The organism is Bartonella sp. TT110JLCBS (assembly GCF_042193405.1).
In the GTDB taxonomy this organism is placed as follows: domain Bacteria; phylum Pseudomonadota; class Alphaproteobacteria; order Rhizobiales; family Rhizobiaceae; genus Bartonella.
Genome location: NZ_JBHILT010000011.1, coordinates 59193 through 78771, shown reverse-complemented (window position 1 = coordinate 78771; position 19579 = coordinate 59193). Strand labels below are relative to the sequence as shown.

Here is a 19579-nt window from a genome sequence, read left to right as displayed (position 1 = left end):
TTTGCTATTCGTGAAGGTGGTCGTACTGTTGGTGCCGGTATCGTCTCTAAGATCATTGAATAAATAATGCTTGTTGAAGGGAAGTTAGAAGTTTTTTAGTTTTGAGAGTTAGGGGTATAGCTCAGTTGGTAGAGCGGCGGTCTCCAAAACCGCAGGTCGCGGGTTCAAGTCCTGCTGCCCCTGCCAAATGGGGGTGGAATTTTACATATAAGGGAGTGGATTTTGCTGCCTTTTTCGCTTTTTTTGATATGGGGCTTGTTTTTTTGTGTGTGAAACGGTATTGAATAGAAAGTAAGGAAATTGCATAAGTCTTAAAGTTGGCTTTTGCATTTTTTTCCTGTTTATTTTGTTCTATAAAACACAATAGGACTAGAGAGAGTATAGTGTGACGATGGCATCTAAAACCAATCCGATTACCTTTTTGAAGCAGGTTTATGCAGAAACAATTAAAGTGAAATGGCCTACACGTCGTGAGACGGTTATTTCTACTATTATGGTTTTGTTGGTAACTGCATTGGCTTCAGCTTTCTTTTTTATTGTGGATCAGGTTATGCATTTTGGTGTTTGGCGGGTTATTGATCTTCTGAAATATCTTTTTAGTTGAGAATGTAAGGAAGTGTGACTGTGGCAGCTCGTTGGTATATTGTTCAGGCATATTCAAATTTTGAAAAGAAAGTAGCGGAAGCTATTGATAAGGAGGCAAAGCAAAAGGGGCTTGATCATCTTTTTGAAAAGATTTTTGTTCCAACAGAGCGTGTTGTAGAGGTTCGTCGTGGACGCAAGGTTGATACTGAGCGAAAGTTTTTTCCTGGTTATGTTCTTGTTCGTGCTGAGTTAACAGATGAAGTTTATCATCTTATTAAGAATACGCCTAAAGTGACAGGTTTTTTAGGGTCGGATGCACGTCCTGTTCCCATTTCTGATCGAGAGGTTGAGCAAATTCTCAAACAAGTTCAGGAGGGGGTTGAGTCTCCAAAGTCTTCTGTATTGTTTGAGGTTGGAGAGCAAGTTCGCGTTGCTGATGGTCCTTTTGTTTCGTTTAATGGAATTGTTCAAGAGGTTGAAGAAGAGCGCTCTCGTCTTAAAGTTGAAGTGCTTATTTTTGGGCGTCCTACGCCTGTTGATTTGGAATTTGGTCAGGTTGAAAAACTCTGATTAAACTTAGAGTAGTTTTAATTACTTTAAGGAAGGAGTGGGAGGTGATTTATAGCTTTTGTCGGCTTAATGATCCGAACCACGTGACTGCAGCGGGTAACAGGCAAGGTGAATTGTCCGTATACCAGTGAAATTGAAGGCAGATTGTTATGGCAAAAAAAAGTATAGGTCAGCTTAAGTTGCAGGTTCCTGCAGGAGCTGCTACTCCATCTCCACCGATTGGTCCAGCTCTTGGGCAGCGTGGTATTAATATCATGGAATTTTGTAAGGCGTTTAATGCAGCGACACAAGAAATGGAAAAGGGAGCGCCGATTCCAGTTGTTATTACGTATTATCAAGATAAGTCTTTCACATTTTCTCTCAAGACGCCTCCTGTATCGTTCTTTTTAAAGAAGGAAGCAAAACTAAAATCTGGTTCAAAAGAGCCTGGTAAAGTTTCTGTAGGAAGCATTTCTCGCGATAAGATTCGTTCGATTGCAGAATCAAAGATGAAAGATCTTAATGCAAATGATATTGAGGCAGCAATGCGTATGGTTGAAGGTTCTGCTCGCTCGATGGGCTTGGAAGTGGTGGGCTAATATTATGGCAAAAGTAGCAAAAAGAATAAAAAATATCCGAAAAGATATTGATTTTAATGAACTTTACGCTTTAAAAGATGCCGTTTCAATGGTTAAGGAGCGTGCAGTTGCTAAGTTTGATGAAACAATCGAAATTTCAATGAACTTGGGTGTTGATCCTCGTCATGCTGATCAAATGGTTCGAGGTGTTGCTCATTTGCCTAATGGAACAGGTCGAAATATTCGTGTTGCCGTTTTTGCCCGTGGAGATAAAGCTGAGGAAGCTAAGGCAGCAGGAGCTGATATTGTGGGTGCCGAAGATTTATTTGAAAGCGTTAATAGAGGGACTATAGACTTTGATCGTTGTATTGCAACGCCAGACATGATGCCTCTCGTTGGTCGTCTTGGTAAGATTCTTGGTCCACGGAGTTTGATGCCGAATCCGAAAGTTGGTACTGTAACACTTGATGTCGCCGGTGCTGTCAAAGCTTCTAAAGGTGGTGCTGTTGAGTTTCGTGTGGAAAAAGCTGGTATTGTCCATGCTGGTATTGGTAAGGCTTCTTTTGGTGTTGAAAAAATCGTAGAAAATATAAAAGCCTTTGCAAGTGCAGTTATTAAAGCCAAACCGCAAGGTGCAAAAGGTGAATATATTAAGCGCGTTGCTGTTTCGTCGACTATGGGAATTGGTGTTAAAGTTGATCCAGCAACGGTTCGTTCAGAGTTAGTATAAAGCTGATTTATAATTTTGTTTTGGGGTATGGGAATAGCAAAATTGTATTTAAAATGCTGGTTTTGATCAGCATTTAGCTATCTAAGCTTTATAGGGCTTAGGTTGTACCGGGAGAAATTCCGGAATATCCTGTCCGAGATTGTAGGTGATGCTTTTAAGTATCTTAATCAAAAAAACCTGCATGAGACTGGGGTAAAAACTGAGAGTTAAAAGACTTAAAGGGTTTGAGCCAGGGTTGCCTTTGAACGCTGTGCGTGAAAAAGGGGACAGGATCCTCATCGGTGACATGAAGTATTTTATGTTATCAAAGGTAACCTACAGGTTTGTTTTAAGCAAATCTGTTAAATGGAGAGAGACAGTGAATAGAGCGGAAAAACGCGAATTTGTTACATGGCTTAACGAGGCTTTTCGGAAGTCTGGTTCTGTTGTTGTTGCACATTATTCCGGTCTGACAGTTTCACAGATGAATGATCTGCGTTCGAAAATGGGTGAAGCTGGCGGTGCCGTTAAAGTCGCCAAAAACCGTCTTGCTAAAATCGCTCTTCAGGGCACGGAATCTGAATCGATAGTGGGTTTGTTTACTGGACAAACACTTATTGCTTATTCAGAAGATCCAATCACAGCACCGAAAGTTGCTGTTGATTTTGCGAAAAGCAATGACAAATTTGTCATCCTTGGCGGTTCAATGGGTGCAACAAGTTTAACTGTAGATGCTGTGAAGTCATTGGCTTCATTGCCTTCATTAAACGAGTTGCGTGCAAAACTTGTGGGGATGATTTCTACCCCTGCGACCCGTATTGCACAGGTTGTTAATGCCCCTGCTGGTCAGGTTGCACGTGTCATTGGAGCATATGCTCAGGAGGATAAGGCGGCTTAAGGCTGTTTGTATTCACGTTTATGGAAGAGCTTTAATACTTTTCTGTTTTTTTGGATAAAATTTAATAATGGTTCAAATCTTTTAATTGAAGGAATTTAAAAATGGCTGATCTAGAGAAGATCGTAGAAGACCTTTCTAATCTAACCCTTTTGGAAGCCGCTGAGCTTTCTAAGTTACTTGAAGAAAAGTGGGGAGTTTCGGCTGCTGCTCCTGTAGCTGTCGCTGCTGTTGCTGGTGCTGCTGCTCCAGCTGCTGAAGAAAAAACAGAATTTGATGTTATTCTTGTTGAAGGTGGCGCACAAAAAATTAATGTTATTAAGGAAGTTCGTGCTCTTACTGGACTTGGTCTTAAAGAAGCTAAAGATCTGGTTGAAGGAGCACCCAAGCCTATTAAAGAAGGTGCTTCTAAAGAAGAGGCAGAGAAAATTAAGTCTCAACTTGAAGCTGCCGGTGCTAAAGTGGAACTTAAGTAAATTTAATTTTATCGGCGGGCATTTATGTTCGCCGATTTTCTTTCTCTTAATACAAAGAGGAAAAAGAATGAGTAAAAAACCTTTTCCAAACGGTTTCGTAACAGGAATGGGATAGTTTTGGATTACTCATCCCTTCATCATAGAGTCAAAGAGATAAATGGCTTATGTTGGTGGGAAAAGTTAATGATGCTCATTATTGAGTGTCAAGTGAACTGGTCTGCATATGCAGGTTAATGATATAAGGCTTTCAAGGTTGGTCTACCTTGAAGAGTAAAGATCAAGGAGCGACGATGGCTCAGACTCACGCAATGATGTCTCAATTCAATGGTCGTAAGCGCGTACGGAAATTTTTTGGTAAGATTCCTGAAGTAGCAGAAATGCCGAATCTTATTGAGGTTCAAAAAGCCTCATACGATCAATTTCTCATGGTTGAGGAACCGAAAGGTGGGCGACCAGATGAAGGTTTGCAAGCTGTTTTTAAATCGGTTTTTCCTATTTCAGATTTTTCCGGTACAGCTATGCTTGAGTTTGTAGGTTATGAATTTGATTTACCAAAATTTGATGTTGAAGAGTGCCGTCAACGTGATTTAACTTATGCTGCCCCATTAAAGGTCATATTGCGTTTGATTGTTTTTGATGTTGATGAGGATACTGGCTCCAAAGATATCAAAGACATTAAAGAGCAAGGCGTTTATATGGGCGATATGCCTTTAATGACGACGAATGGTACCTTTATTGTTAATGGTACGGAGCGTGTTATTGTTTCTCAGATGCATCGTTCTCCTGGTGTCTTTTTTGACCATGATAAAGGAAAGTCCCATTCATCAGGAAAGCTTCTTTTTGCTGCTCGTGTTATTCCGTATCGTGGTTCTTGGCTTGATATTGAGTTTGATGCTAAGGACATCATTTATGCGCGTATTGATCGACGGCGCAAGATTCCTGTTACTAGTCTTTTGATGGCATTAGGTATGGATGCGTCGGATATTTTATCGACGTTTTATGATAAAGTGACTTATGAGCGTGATGGAGAAGGATGGCGAGTTCCTTATTCTGTGGATCGCTTTAAAGGAATGAAGCTCATTTCTGACCTTATAGATGCAGATAGTGGTGAAGTCGTTGCGGAGGCTGGTAAAAAATTAACAGTTCGTACTGCGAAGTCTTTGGTAGAAAAAGGACTTAAAGCGGTTAAAGTTAGTGAAGATGATTTATTAGGTTGTTATCTAGCCGAAGATATCGTCAATTACGAAACAGGTGAAATCTACCTTGAAGCTGGTGATGAAATTGACGAAAAAGTATTAAAAGTTCTGCTCGATGTTAGTGCTGATCAAGTCAATATTCTTGATATTGATCACATGAATATTGGCGCTTACATCCGCAATACTTTGAAGGTGGATAAAAATGAAAGTCGGCAGGATGCGTTATTTGATATTTACCGGGTGATGCGTCCAGGTGAACCTCCAACAATCGATACAGCAGAAGCAATGTTCCATTCATTGTTTTTTGATCCAGAGCGTTATGATCTTTCAGCTGTCGGGCGTGTTAAGATGAATTTACGTATGGATCTTGATTGTCCAGACACAGTTCGCATTTTACGCCAAGAGGATATTCTTGCTGTTGTTAAGATGTTGGTTGAATTGCGTGATGGACGTGGTGAAATTGATGATATTGATAATCTTGGCAACCGTCGCGTTCGTTCCGTCGGGGAGTTGATGGAAAATCAATATCGCATTGGTCTTCTTCGTATGGAACGTGCGATAAAAGAGCGTATGTCATCGGTTGAAATTGATACAGTTATGCCACAGGATTTGATCAATGCAAAGCCTGCGGCAGCAGCAGTCCGTGAATTTTTTGGGTCTTCACAATTGTCGCAGTTTATGGATCAAACCAATCCATTGTCAGAAATTACCCATAAGCGCCGTCTTTCTGCTCTTGGTCCAGGTGGTTTGACTCGTGAACGTGCGGGTTTTGAAGTCCGTGACGTACATCCTACGCATTATGGTCGTATTTGTCCGATTGAAACACCAGAAGGCCCCAATATTGGTCTTATTAACTCCTTAGCAACATTTGCACGGGTTAATAAATATGGCTTTATTGAAAGCCCATATCGAAAAATTATTGATGGTAAAGTCACAAAAGAAGTTATTTATCTTTCAGCGATGGAAGAAGCAAAGCATTATGTAGCTCAAGCTAATTCTTCGTTAGACAGTGAAGGCCGTTTTATAGAAGAGTTTGTTGTTTGTCGTCATGCTGGTGAAGTTTTAATGGCGCCGCGTGATCATGTTGATTTGATGGATGTTTCACCCAAACAGTTGGTCTCAGTCGCAGCAGCGCTTATTCCGTTTTTGGAAAATGATGATGCGAATCGTGCGCTTATGGGATCGAACATGCAGCGTCAGGCAGTTCCTCTTGTACGCGCTGAAGCGCCATTTGTTGGGACGGGAATGGAATCCATAGTTGCGCGCGATTCAGGAGCTGCTGTGAGTGCAAAACGTAGTGGTGTTGTTGATCAAGTCGATGCTACTCGTATTGTTATCCGTGCAACGGAAGATTTAGATCCTTCAAAATCAGGCGTTGATATTTACCGCTTACAGAAATTTCAGCGTTCTAATCAGTCCACCTGTATTAATCAGCGCCCTCTTGTACATGTCGGTGATAGGGTAGAGAAAGGTGATATCATTGCAGATGGTCCATCCACGGATCTTGGTGATTTGGCTCTTGGGCGGAATGTTCTCGTAGCCTTTATGCCTTGGAATGGATACAATTATGAAGATTCTATTTTGTTATCCGAGCGCATTGTTGCTGATGATGTGTTTACTTCAATTCATATCGAGGAATTTGAAGTTGCGGCACGCGATACAAAACTTGGACCTGAGGAAATTACGCGCGACATTCCTAATGTTGCGGAAGAAGCGTTAAGAAATCTTGATGAAGCTGGCATTATTTATATTGGTGCTGAAGTTCAACCAGGTGATATTTTAGTTGGAAAGATTACCCCGAAAGGTGAAAGTCCCATGACGCCGGAAGAAAAGCTTCTGCGTGCAATTTTTGGGGAAAAGGCATCCGATGTTCGTGATACTTCTATGCGTATGCCTCCTGGGACTTTTGGTACTGTTGTTGAAGTTCGCGTTTTTAATCGCCATGGCGTGGAAAAAGATGAACGTGCGATGGCAATTGAGCGTGAAGAAATTGAGCGTTTAGCAAAAGACCGTGATGATGAACAATCGATTCTTGATCGCAATGTTTATGCGCGTCTTACCGATATGTTAACAGGTAAAGTTGCTGTAGAAGGTCCGAAGGGCTTTTCGGGTAGTAAAAAGCTTGATGGTACGGTAATGGGGCAATATCCACGATCGCAGTGGTGGCAATTTGCTATTGAGGATGAAAAGCTTCAAAATGAAATTGAAGCTTTACGCAAGCAATATGATGAATCAAAAGAAGCATTACAACGTCGCTTTATGGATAAAGTTGAAAAGGTCCAAAGAGGTGATGAAATGCCTCCTGGTGTCATGAAAATGGTGAAGGTTTTTGTGGCAGTGAAGCGCAAAATCCAACCAGGTGATAAGATGGCGGGACGGCACGGGAATAAGGGTGTTGTCTCACGTATTCTTCCTATAGAAGATATGCCATTTCTTGAAGATGGAACTCATGCTGATATCGTCTTGAATCCACTTGGTGTGCCTAGTCGTATGAACGTTGGACAAATTCTTGAGACGCACCTTGGTTGGGCATGCGCGGGGATGGGCAAGAAGATTGGTGATTTGTTAGAGTTGTATCAAGAGACTGGGGATATATTGCCGCTGCGTCAGCGTATTGAAAATCTTATGCCTGATGATAATCATAATGAACCAGTTCGTCAGTATGATAATGAAAGCCTTTACAAATTGGCATTACAGATGAAGAAAGGTGTTTCAATTGCAACGCCTGTTTTTGATGGAGCACATGAGTCTGATATTAACATGATGCTGGAAGACGCAGGCTTAGATAGTTCTGGGCAGGTTACACTTTATGATGGTCGTACTGGGGAGCCTTTTGATCGTCCAGTAACGGTGGGATATATTTACATGTTGAAATTGCATCACCTTGTTGATGATAAGATTCATGCGCGGTCTATAGGTCCCTATTCACTTGTTACGCAGCAGCCATTAGGAGGTAAGGCACAGTTTGGTGGTCAGCGTTTTGGTGAAATGGAGGTATGGGCACTTGAAGCTTATGGTGCTGCATACACTTTGCAGGAGATGCTAACAGTAAAATCAGATGATGTGGCTGGTCGAACAAAAGTCTATGAGGCAATTGTGCGTGGTGATGATACATTTGAGGCAGGGATACCCGAAAGCTTTAATGTGTTGGTGAAAGAAATGCGCTCACTTGCTCTTAATGTGGAGCTTGATGATGCGCGTGAACTTATTGCACAGCGGGCACTGTCTGATACGGCAGAATAATAATTCAAGGAGCGCACTAGAAAAAGGCTGCGCTCTTATTACTTTAAGAGGCTCAATAACCTTATTAAGGCTATACAGTTCGTTTTTAAAAGTAAATGTCTTTTAAAGAAGATCTGTAATAAAATAAATGAGATATTACAACAGGTTCTAAGAATCTTTGAAGGAGAACAGCATGAACCACGAGGTCATGAATCTTTTCAATCCTCAAGCACCAGCGCAGACATTTGACTCTATTCGTATTTCTATTGCGAGTCCTGAGAAAATTTTGTCCTGGTCGTATGGTGAGATTAAGAAGCCTGAGACGATTAATTATCGGACGTTTAAACCAGAACGTGATGGTCTTTTTTGTGCACGTATATTTGGCCCTATTAAGGATTATGAATGTCTATGTGGCAAATATAAACGCATGAAGTATAAGGGCATTATTTGTGAAAAATGTGGTGTAGAGGTTACCCTTTCGCGTGTACGTCGTGAGCGTATGGGGCATATTGAACTTGCGGCACCTGTTGCGCATATATGGTTTCTTAAATCATTACCAGGTCGTATTTCTACACTTTTAGATTTAACTTTAAAAGATATTGAGCGGGTTCTTTATTTTGAGAATTATATTGTAACCGAGCCAGGATTGACATCTCTTAAGCTCCATCAGCTTCTTTCTGAAGAAGAATATATGCTTGCTATTGATGAATTTGGAGAAGATCAGTTTACGGCTATGATTGGCGCTGAAGCTATTTACGAGCTTTTAGCTGGTATGGAGTTAGATAAAATCGCTAATGATTTGCGTCTCGAATTAGCTGACACAACTTCAGAGTTAAAGCAGAAAAAATTAATTAAACGACTTAAGATTGTTGAAAATTTTCTTGAATCTGGGAATAAGCCAGAGTGGATGATTATGAAAACAATTCCGGTTATTCCGCCGGATTTGCGTCCGTTGGTTCCACTTGATGGTGGGCGTTTTGCGACATCAGATTTGAATGATCTTTATCGACGTGTTATCAATCGTAATAACCGCTTGAAACGGTTGATTGAATTGCGTGCTCCTGGAATTATCGTGCGCAATGAAAAGCGTATGGTGCAAGAAGCTGTTGATGCATTATTTGATAATGGACGGCGTGGGCGTGTGATTACTGGAGCCAATAAACGTCCATTAAAGTCTCTTTCAGATATGTTAAAAGGTAAGCAAGGGCGTTTCCGTCAAAACTTACTTGGAAAGCGTGTTGATTACTCGGGGCGTTCTGTGATCGTGACAGGTCCTGAATTAAAATTGCATCAATGTGGTCTTCCCAAAAAAATGGCTCTTGAATTATTTAAGCCTTTTATTTATGCGCGGCTTGATGCGAAGGGATATTCCTCAACTGTAAAACAAGCAAAAAAGCTTGTTGAGAAGGAACATCCAGAAGTTTGGGATATCTTGGATGAGGTTATTCGTGAACATCCTGTTTTGCTCAATCGTGCACCAACATTGCACCGTTTGGGAATTCAAGCTTTTGAGCCTATCTTGATTGAGGGAAAAGCTATACAGCTACATCCATTGGTGTGTACTGCTTTTAATGCGGATTTTGATGGTGATCAGATGGCGGTTCATGTTCCGCTTTCTCTTGAAGCTCAACTTGAAGCCCGTGTTTTGATGATGTCGACCAATAATATTCTTCATCCAGCCAATGGGGCGCCAATTATTGTTCCTTCACAGGATATGGTTCTTGGTCTTTACTATCTTTCGATTGTTTCTGAAAAAGAACCAGGTGAGGGAATGGCTTTTTCTGATATAGGTGAGCTTCATTATGCCCTAGAAAATAAGGTTGTAACGCTTCATACGAAGATTAAAGGTCGTGTTAAGAATATCGGTAAGGATGGGAAAGAAGTTGCTAAACTTTATGATACGACACCTGGTCGTTTGATTATCGGTGAGCTTTTGCCAAGAAGTCCGGATATTTCCTTTGATATTGTCAATCAAGAAATGACGAAAAAGAATATTTCTAAAATGATTGACCATGTTTATCGGCACTGTGGACAAAAAGAGACAGTTATTTTTTGTGACCGTATTATGCAACTTGGCTTTTCTTATGCTTGTCGTGCAGGAATTTCATTCGGTAAGGATGATATGGTTATTCCTGATAGTAAGTCGCGTTTAGTTGCAGAAACAGAAGCTTTGGCTAAGGAGTATGAACAGCAATATAATGATGGTTTGATTACACAAGGTGAAAAATACAATAAGGTTGTAGATGCTTGGGGTAAATGTACAGATCGCGTTGCGGATGAAATGATGAAACGTATTCAGGCCGTCGATTTTGATCCTAAAACAGGTCGTCAACGGCCAATGAATTCGATCTATATGATGTCGCACTCTGGTGCACGTGGTTCTGCTAACCAGATGAGACAATTGGCTGGTATGCGTGGATTAATGGCAAAACCATCGGGTGAAATTATTGAAACCCCCATTATTTCAAATTTTAAAGAAGGTCTAACTGTTAATGAATACTTCAATTCCACGCATGGTGCACGTAAAGGACTCGCTGATACTGCGTTAAAAACTGCTAACTCTGGTTATCTCACACGGCGTCTTGTTGATGTTGCACAGGATGCTATTATTTCAGCAGTTGATTGTGGTACAGCAAAAGGGCTTACCATGCAGCCCATTGTTGATGCAGGACAAATTGTTGCCTCCCTTGGGCAAAGAATTCTTGGTCGTACAGCCCTTGTTGATATTCTACATCCTGTCTCTGGAGAGGTTATCCTTGAAGGTGGGGCAATGATTGAGGAAGCTGATGTTGCGAAGATTGAAGCAGCTGGAATTCAATCTGTTCAAATTCGTTCTGCTTTAACATGTGAAACACGTCTTGGTGTTTGTGCAAAATGCTATGGTCGTGATTTGGCGCGTGGAACACCTGTTAATCAGGGAGAAGCCGTTGGTGTTATTGCTGCTCAATCCATTGGTGAGCCGGGAACACAGCTTACTATGCGTACTTTCCACTTAGGAGGAACTGCGCAGGTTGTTGATTCATCGTATTTAGAGGCATCTTATGAAGGTAAGGTGGAGATTCGTAATCGTAATGTGGTTCGTAACTCTGAGGGCCAATTGGTTGTTATGGGGCGTAATATGGCTATCCTTATCAAGGATGAGTTAGGAAAAGAGCGCGTTGTACATCGTGTTAGCTATGGTGCTCATATTTTTGTTGATGATGGTGATGTGGTTAAACGTGGCCAACGTATAGCAGAATGGGATCCTTATACACGTCCAATTTTAACGGAAGTTGAAGGTTATGTAGGTTTTGAAGATATGATTGATGGTTTATCTGTCACTGAAACAGCTGATGAATCTACGGGTATTACGAAGCGTTTGGTGATTGATTGGCGCGCTAATCCACGTGGTGCGGATCTTAAACCAGCTATTATTATTCACACAGATAAAGAAGGTGAATCCATTGCTAAATTGTATAAAGGAGGTGAAGCCCGTTATATGATGTCAGCGGAGACTATTCTTTCTGTTGAGCTTGGTGCTCATGTTAAGGCGGGTGATGTTATTGCTCGTTTACCAATGGAAAGTGCCAAGACGAAAGATATTACGGGTGGTTTGCCTCGTGTGGCTGAGCTTTTTGAAGCACGTCGTCCAAAGGATCATGCGATTATTGCTGAAGTAAGTGGTACAATTCGGTTTGGCCGTGGTTATAAGAATAAACGTCGTATTATTATTGAACCAAATGATGAGACTCTTGAGGCAGTAGAATATTTGATTCCAAAAGGTAAGCTGTTTCACTTTCAAGAAGGCGATCAAATTGAAAAGGGGGATTATATTCTTGATGGGAATCCAGCACCTCATGATATCTTGGCGATTAAGGGTGTTGAAGCTTTGGCATCTTACCTTGTTAATGAGATTCAGGAGGTTTATCGTTTGCAAGGGGTTCTTATTAATGACAAGCACATTGAAGTGATTGTTCGTCAAATGTTGCAAAAAGTTGAAATTACTGAATCTGGAGATTCTGGTTATATTCCAGGTGATAATGTTGATCGTATTGAACTTGATGAAATCAATGATAATTTGATTGCAGAAGGGAAGAAACCCGCATCTGGTAATCCCATTCTTCTTGGAATTACAAAAGCTTCTCTTCAAACGCCTTCTTTCATTTCGGCGGCATCGTTTCAGGAAACAACACGTGTTCTTACTGAAGCAGCAGTTTCTGGTAAAATTGATACTTTGCAAGGACTTAAAGAGAACGTTATTGTCGGTCGTCTTATTCCAGCAGGTACGGGTGGTACGATTTCTCAAATCCGTCGTATTGCTGCAGTTCGTGATGATTTGATTGTAGATGAGCAGCGTAAGTCTAGTAATAACGAAGTGGCTAAGGCTATGTTGACAAATATGACAACTGGGGCAGTTGCTGAATAATTTAAATACAACATTACATAATATAAAAAACGTCTGAATAGAAAGTTCAGACGTTTTTTATCTTGAAATGCAGAAATTGCATATTTTCTTAAAAATATTAAAAATTATAAGGTGACAGTTATTTTAAACGTCTTTAGTAGCCTTATTGTTTTGTAATGATGCTTATCTTTTTTGTTACTTTATTTTAAAGTTTCTTAATTTCTAAAAGCAGTATAGAATTTTTCCAAAATATGTGAAACTCAAAAGTCATATTCAAGGAAAAGAGTTGATTATCTACAAATCAAATAAGATTGATTTTAAATTGTAGGAAAATTTTTGATTGATATCTTCTATAAAAAATTAAAAGGACTTATAATGAAAGATCAAGAGTCTTTTCTATAATCTAAAAAATAATTGATTCTCTACTATATAATGCTTGTATGATAAGAATGTATTTTCTTATAAATTAGAATGCAGGAAAGTAGAGATTAAGGTGCTCACTAAGTTTTATAAAAAATAGACATATTTTTTATAACAATGTGATCTATGCAGACAGAATGATAAAATGTACGAATATTATTCAATTGGAAAATTAACACGTGAGTTTTCAATAACAGCTCGAACTTTGCTATGAAGAAGAGGGGCTTCTTATCCCTTTTCGGTGTCGGAGTACACGGCTTTATGCTCAAACGGATCGTCATAAATTAAAACAAATCCTGTGTGCTAAAAGAGTTAAATTTTTGTTGTCTGAAATATCTGATATGTTGACAATGGTTGGAAACCCACCTGATGATGAGAAAAAGCTTAAGAAATTAATTGCAAAAATTCATAAAAACGAGCTGATTTAAAGCAGGTGCAGCATGATGTTGATGATCTTCTACAGAATTTAGAACGAATTGAGGAGAGTTTTTTTGAGAGCTTAGCGGAGTTGGGAGTTAGTCATTGATTATAAAATTTATTTTGTCTTCTTTTAGACAATTTTCTTTCTCTTAAAAGAGATAGGTTATACTATCTCTAAGGGGAATGTTTAACACTGCGTGAAATGTGTCAGTCATTTAAAGAAATAGAGTGTTTGAAAAAGCTGCAAAGGTATTTTCGCAGTATATTATCCTTGATAAGAAAAAACTATTTTTCATAAAGAAAGTAAAAACAATGACAGTTTCTCCTATGAGTGTTTTTCAATCTATTTTGTCACGAAAGTCAATTCGCGCTTTTACTGATCAGCCAGTTCGTTTGGAAACAATCAAAGAAATCTTAAAACTTGCAGCACGAGCACCATCTGGAACAAATATTCAGCCATGGCAAGTGATTGTGCTTACAGGAAGTGTATTACAGAAAGTAGGGCAAGAGCTTTCACAACTTGTGCTTTCAGGTGTAAAAGGAGAGCGTGAATATAGTTATTATCCACGTCAGTGGCGTGAGCCTTATATTTCAAGGCGTCGAAAAGTTGGTTTGGATCTTTATCAGAGTCTTGGAATTCAAAAAGGAGATGAAGAAAAAATACTTCATCAAAAAGCGCGAAATTTTTTATTTTTTGATGCACCTGTAGGACTCTTATTTACAATGGATCACGACATGGAAATGGGGAGTTGGCTTGATTTGGGTATGTTTATGCAGACCATTATGTTAGCTGCACGTGGATTTGGATTAGATACCTGTCCTCAAGCTGCTTTTGCTGATTATCATAAACAGATTCGTACGCTTTTATCTATTCCTTCTGATCGCCATATTATCTGTGGTATGGCACTTGGTTATCGCGATATGAGTGCTCCAGAAAACAATTTTGAGACAGAACGAGAATCGTTAGAAAAATTTGTACGTTTCATTGAAACATACCCATAAAATATTTTATACAATTAAGCATATGTTTTGAAGAACTTAGTGCATTATGAAAAATATTTCCGATAAGATTTCTCATCCTTATTGAATTTTAATATTGCATATTAACACTTATTTTACTACGTTTGGAGCATTGGGAGTGGTGACTCTAGGGGCATTGTTCGTTTTAAAGGTTGGCTAATGGAAAACACTATAGAAAGAAAGTGTTGGGTGGTAGCAAGACGAGCGACATTCGTGTTTATTGTTGTCATTTTTTTAGTTTATCTCGCAATTTGATTTTAAGCGGAAGAAACGTTATGAAAAAGCATATATGCTCAAGCTGTACTATAGTTTAAGGTGATACGTGTTTCTATCTGTTTTTGAACTTTTTAAAATTGGGATTGGTCCTTCTAGCTCACATACGATGGGACCAATGACTGCTGCTAATATGTTTTTGCAAAAGATAGGGGATTTTTCTCAGTCGTCTGATGTTCAAGTTTCTCGTATACGTGTTTATCTTTATGGTTCTTTAGCTTTCACGGGTATTGGTCATGCAACAGATAGAGCTATCATATTAGGACTTTTAGGAGAAAAAGCTTCTACTGTTGATCCTGATAGCATGGGGTTTTTGTTAGAAAAAGTTATACGTGAAAAAAAAGTGCAACCAGAAGGTCATCCCGCTTATCAGTTTGATGTGCAACGTGATCTTATTTTTGAACGAAAGGAAATCCTCCCTGGACATACGAATGGACTCGCATTTGAAGGGCTTGATACTGATGGGAATGTTCTTTTGCGGCAGATTTATTATTCTATTGGTGGTGGCTTTGTTGTAACTGAGGATGAATTAAGCCATATGAATGATAATATACAACCAGAAGCATTTGAGGTACCATATCCATTCGATTCTGCTTGTACAATGTTATCAATGGCAGAAAAATCAGGACTTTCAATTGCTGAAATGAAGCGCTTAAATGAAGAAACAAAGATAGAGCGTTCTTCTCTTGATGTAGGGCTTGATGAAATTTTTTCAGCGATGACAAATTGCATTGATAGAGGTCTTTCACAAGAAGGTGAGTTGCCTGGTGGATTGCGTGTTCTAAGGCGCGCTAAAAAGCTGCATGAAACGCTTTTGGAAAAACAAAAGAAAAATTACAATTATCCACTTTGGGCAAATGATTGGCTTTCGGTATATGCTATAGCAGTCAATGAGGAAAATGCAGCAGGTGGTCGTGTTGTTACAGCACCAACAAATGGCGCAGCTGGTGTTGTCCCAGCTGTTTTGCGTTACTATCTTCAGTTTAATGATGGCTCAGATCGAGAGGGAATACATAATTTTCTATTAACAGCAGCAGCTATTGGCGGTGTTATCAAACATAATGCCTCTATTTCCGGTGCAGAAGTTGGATGTCAAGGTGAAGTTGGAACGGCATCTTCAATGGCCGCAGCAGGGTTGACTGCAGCGTTAGGTGGAACACCAGCTCAAATTGAAAATGCGGCAGAAATTGCGCTTGAACATCACTTGGGAATGACGTGTGATCCTGTTGCAGGTCTTGTACAAGTTCCTTGTATTGAGCGTAATGCAATGGGGGCTGTTAAAGCGGTAACCGCTTCTTCTCTTGCATTATATGGTAATGGAAATCACTTTGTTTCTCTTGATGCTTGTATAGAAACAATGCGCCAGACTGGTCATGATATGAGTGAACGCTATAAGGAAACAAGTAAAGGTGGACTCGCAGTTAATGCGATATCTTGTTAAGAGCTGGAACATTTTTTCAATCCATAACTGGATTATTTGGAGAGGAATCGTATTATTTTTCTGATAAGCTTGTGTTCTTTTGTTCCTTATAAATCAAAATTCAAATTTAATTCAGCAGCATACTTGAGATAAATTTAAGACAAGTTCAGTGCTTTCTTAACGAGTCATAGTATTTGCGTGCAAGGTTGGAGAAAGAGTATTACCTATATATGTTTGATTTGTCTCTGAAATGGAAAAGCAAGTCTACTTTGGAAAAAATAAACAAGCGTCAGGAAAAATTAATGATCAATTTGCCATTATTTTTTACTAGGTTTTATGAGAACTTTAAAAGCTTACATAGAAATATCTTTTAAGTAATGGAAGATTATATCTGAGTATCCAAGGAAAATTTGTTTTAAATCTAAATGATTATGATGAGGTACGAGAGAGTTTTAAAGATTTTAATTTTTTAGAAGTGAAGATCTTTTGGACATCTGGTATGATGAAAAAAAATATCTTGAAAAGAAACATCTCTTAATCTGAAATCTATTTCACAATGGTACATATAAATAGTATAATGTAAAGTCTCTATGAATGATATAAAATGCTATCGAGCATGAACATCTTTATTTATAAAGGGAGCAAAACGAGCACTATCATTCTTTTGTCAGCTCTCAATATTATAGACAAAAACTCTTGGGACTTAAGACTCTTTATAAAAGGCTTTTTTATGTTTTTTTCACCGATAGTATTTATATTTTAAAATTGCTTTGCGTATTGGAGTTCAAAAAGCTTAGGAATTTGTACAGCGTTTATGTTGTAGGATGAATTGATGCGTTATTTAAGGGGAATTTTCTTTATTGAATTTTTACAATAATCTCTAAAGTGATAAGCTTTCATTTAATGAACCTATTCTCATTTTTTATGGAAAAATATCAAGGATAATTTTTGATATTAAATCAAAATGTAAAAAATATTTGGTATTTTTTGTGTCCTAAAAAATGGTTTGATTGGAAGCTTGAAGATCTCTAGGGATAGTTGAAAAAAACATCAGAACAATTCCTACAACTTAATAATGAAGTATGTCTATCAAAGAATTTTCTAAGGCTGTAGATAATGGTTAATAATAAAATAATTTTTTAGAGATCGTCTGTAGAATTAAATATTTGTTGCTCCTAGACGGATTTTAATAGGTACATTACCAGTTTGGCTCGCAACGCGTAAATGAATGCGTACAGGAGGCATTATGAGACGACGGTTGCGCATTGTTTGGCAAATGAGAAGATTAACAAGAGATTGTGTATCTAATGCAGTCGAATTATATTTTAAACCAGTAAGTTTTGCGGCAGCATCGTGAAGAGAACGCAATGAAAGGAGGGATGATTGCTTCAATAAAACTTCTTTTTTATGGAATGAAGCAAAAGCATTATCTGTCATAATACTATCCTTAATGCAGAATTCAAAAACTTTTAGTAGGCTACAGTATAGCAGTTAAAATTTGCTTTCTTTAATGTAGAACAAGCATCAAATGCAGCTTTTTTTGATTGAAACCCTGTAAAGCGCGCTCGGTAATAACGCTGCCCATTTTTTTCAAACAGTTGCATATGTGAAGATGCGTGCTTTAAAATGGAAAAAGCTGTATTTTTTGCTTTTAAAAGTAGAGTTTTTGCTTGTTCTTCACTAGGAAGAGAACCAATTTGGATAGCCCATCCAGCATTTTCGGACAAAGAGGCTGTTACAATTTTATGAGTCTCAACCGGTGTAGTTTTTTGAGGGTTCGGTATTGGTATAATTACCTTATTTACAGCCGTTATTGCGATATTGGAGTTTTTAGGTTGTTCTGCAAATGCTGTCAACATAGTCGAAATTCCATCGTCAAAATTACTTGAATCATCTTTAATGGTTGGTATCGGAGTATTGGCACCAGTGGGTAAGTGATAACGTACAGAAGCTATTAAACTTTCACCACTTTTCATTTGGCTTGCTTGGGGCAAATATTGATTCAATAAGCTAGCCATATGTTCGTCACGTGCAGTAGATGATTTGCCTCCCATAACAACAGCGACAATAGAGCGCCCCTCAAGACGCATCGAAGTTGCTAAATTAGAACCTGACATTTGTGTGTATCCTGTTTTAATTCCATCGACACCTTTCATTATTTTTACGAGTTTATTGTGGCTGTTAATCGTATGTCCACGAAAATTAAAACTTTTTGTTTTGAACAATTTATATTGTTTTGGAAAATGTTTACGTAAAGCTAATGACAAAGTCGCTATATCTCGTGCTGTAGAATAATTGCGCACATCCGGAAGTCCTGAAGCATTTGCAAAATGTGTATGTTTCATGCCAAGTTTACGAGCTTTTGCTGTCATCATTTGAGCGAATTTTTTTTCACTACCTCCAAGATATTCTGCAATGGCAGCAGCAACATCATTTGCAGATCTTGTAATGAGTGCTTTAGCTGCTGCTTCAGCAGAAATTGTTTGGCCTGCTTTAAACCCAATTTTTGTCGGTGGACGCATTGCTGCATAATGAGAAACAGGAATTGGTGTGTTTGGTGTCACACGACGCATCTGCATAGCTTCAAAGAGGAGGTACAATGTCATCATTTTTGTTAAAGAAGCAGGATAACGTTTCAGTGTTGCATTGGCTTGAAATAGAGTTTTTCCCGTAGTAGCATCTATAACAATAGCCGCATACTTATCAGGATAGGCCCCTTGAGGCGTGGCTGATGCCCAACAGTAAGAAAAAGCTAACATAACAAAAGAAATTGCTATTGTTTTACAGTAGCGCATAATTTTTTGATAATTAATATACACTTGCAGTATCCTATTTCTCCATTTATCCTAAAAACTTCTATAAAGCTTCCTTTTCTGTAATTTGTTGATGTATTTTAGACGAATGGTATTACTAATTTGTTTACAGAAGTTATTTTATGAGCGAGTGATTGAAGTCTAACCATAGAGGGAAAATTTTTTTCTAATACAAATAGGTATTGCAATAGTTATGAAAGAATTTAAAATTAATAAAATAATGTGCAGCATGGAAAATGATAATGGAACAGACGCTTATAATAAACTCCATACCTCATATTATGCATAATGAAAAGGGCAAAAATTGGGATGAAGGTAGGCATGGTGCGGTTATAATACCTAAGGCTAGAGAAAAACTCGAAAAACCTAAATTATGTCGAGTTTTTTTGCTTAATGATGATTACACACCTATGGATTTTGTTGTTTTCGTTTTGAAGAACTTTTTTAAAAAAAGTTTCGAAGAGGCAACGCGGATAATGTTAAATGTTCATCACAATGGGATAGGAGAATGTGGAACTTATACTTATGAAGTCGCTGAAATGAAAATATTACAAGTGAGGGAATGTGCGCGTCAAAATGAACATCCGTTACAATGTGTAATGGAATGGAAGTGAGGAGC

13 protein-coding genes, 1 tRNA gene and 1 pseudogene are annotated in these 19579 nt (G+C 38.7%); 13 read left to right on the top strand and 2 right to left on the bottom strand.

What is annotated here, in order from left to right; genetic code table 11:
• The 12 genes and pseudogenes from ACFILW_RS06050 to ACFILW_RS05995 form a co-directional block, all read left to right on the top strand.
• Positions 1–63: pseudogene (locus ACFILW_RS06050) on the top strand (elongation factor Tu); the annotation flags it as partial.
• A gap of 47 nt (positions 64–110) precedes the next feature.
• Positions 111–186 (top strand) — tRNA-Trp (locus tag ACFILW_RS06045).
• A 205-nt stretch (positions 187–391) separates the two neighbouring features.
• Positions 392–604: a preprotein translocase subunit SecE gene (secE, locus tag ACFILW_RS06040; RefSeq protein ID WP_273790652.1), complete on the top strand. Its 213-nt coding sequence runs from the start codon at positions 392–394 to the stop codon at positions 602–604.
• 20 nt (positions 605–624) lie between these two features.
• A complete protein-coding gene (gene nusG / locus ACFILW_RS06035; protein ID WP_005773664.1) occupies positions 625–1155 on the top strand; it encodes a transcription termination/antitermination protein NusG in 531 nt (176 codons plus the stop codon).
• 149 nt (positions 1156–1304) lie between these two features.
• On the top strand, positions 1305–1733 hold the full coding sequence (gene rplK / locus ACFILW_RS06030; RefSeq protein ID WP_375616770.1) for a 50S ribosomal protein L11: 429 nt from the start codon (positions 1305–1307) through the stop codon (positions 1731–1733).
• Positions 1734–1737: 4 nt separating this feature from the next.
• Complete coding sequence (gene rplA / locus ACFILW_RS06025) at positions 1738–2442, top strand: 50S ribosomal protein L1 (RefSeq protein ID WP_375613460.1); 705 nt, start codon at positions 1738–1740, stop codon at positions 2440–2442.
• Positions 2443–2800: 358 nt separating this feature from the next.
• Entirely contained in the window at positions 2801–3319 is a 519-nt protein-coding gene (rplJ, locus tag ACFILW_RS06020; protein ID WP_012755027.1) for a 50S ribosomal protein L10, read from the top strand.
• A 101-nt stretch (positions 3320–3420) separates the two neighbouring features.
• The gene (gene rplL, locus ACFILW_RS06015; RefSeq protein ID WP_012755028.1) at positions 3421–3792 is read left to right on the top strand and encodes a 50S ribosomal protein L7/L12; all 372 of its coding nucleotides are present in this window, start codon (positions 3421–3423) and stop codon (positions 3790–3792) included.
• A gap of 290 nt (positions 3793–4082) precedes the next feature.
• Complete coding sequence (gene rpoB, locus ACFILW_RS06010) at positions 4083–8231, top strand: DNA-directed RNA polymerase subunit beta (protein ID WP_375685344.1); 4149 nt, start codon at positions 4083–4085, stop codon at positions 8229–8231.
• Positions 8232–8403: 172 nt separating this feature from the next.
• Positions 8404–12615, top strand: coding sequence for a DNA-directed RNA polymerase subunit beta' (rpoC, locus tag ACFILW_RS06005; protein WP_375623675.1), 4212 nt, complete (start codon positions 8404–8406; stop codon positions 12613–12615).
• Positions 12616–13746: 1131 nt separating this feature from the next.
• Positions 13747–14436 carry a nitroreductase gene (locus ACFILW_RS06000; RefSeq protein ID WP_375685345.1) on the top strand — a complete coding sequence of 230 codons (690 nt, stop codon included), beginning with the start codon at positions 13747–13749 and terminating at the stop codon, positions 14434–14436.
• A 340-nt stretch (positions 14437–14776) separates the two neighbouring features.
• Positions 14777–16168 carry an L-serine ammonia-lyase gene (locus tag ACFILW_RS05995; protein WP_375685343.1) on the top strand — a complete coding sequence of 464 codons (1392 nt, stop codon included), beginning with the start codon at positions 14777–14779 and terminating at the stop codon, positions 16166–16168.
• A gap of 1137 nt (positions 16169–17305) precedes the next feature.
• Here the strand turns inward: ACFILW_RS05995 and ACFILW_RS05990 are convergent.
• Both ACFILW_RS05990 and ACFILW_RS05985 read right to left on the bottom strand, forming a co-directional pair.
• Complete coding sequence (locus tag ACFILW_RS05990; RefSeq protein ID WP_375612117.1) at positions 17306–17584, bottom strand: hypothetical protein; 279 nt, start codon at positions 17582–17584, stop codon at positions 17306–17308.
• 32 nt (positions 17585–17616) lie between these two features.
• The gene (locus ACFILW_RS05985; protein ID WP_375685342.1) at positions 17617–18966 is read right to left on the bottom strand and encodes a D-alanyl-D-alanine carboxypeptidase; all 1350 of its coding nucleotides are present in this window, start codon (positions 18964–18966) and stop codon (positions 17617–17619) included.
• Between the two features lie 236 nt (positions 18967–19202).
• On the opposite strand from ACFILW_RS05985, the gene clpS reads away from it, so the two are divergent.
• On the top strand, positions 19203–19574 hold the full coding sequence (gene clpS / locus ACFILW_RS05980) for an ATP-dependent Clp protease adapter ClpS (protein ID WP_375623667.1): 372 nt from the start codon (positions 19203–19205) through the stop codon (positions 19572–19574).
• The last annotated feature ends 5 nt before the right edge of the window (positions 19575–19579 follow it).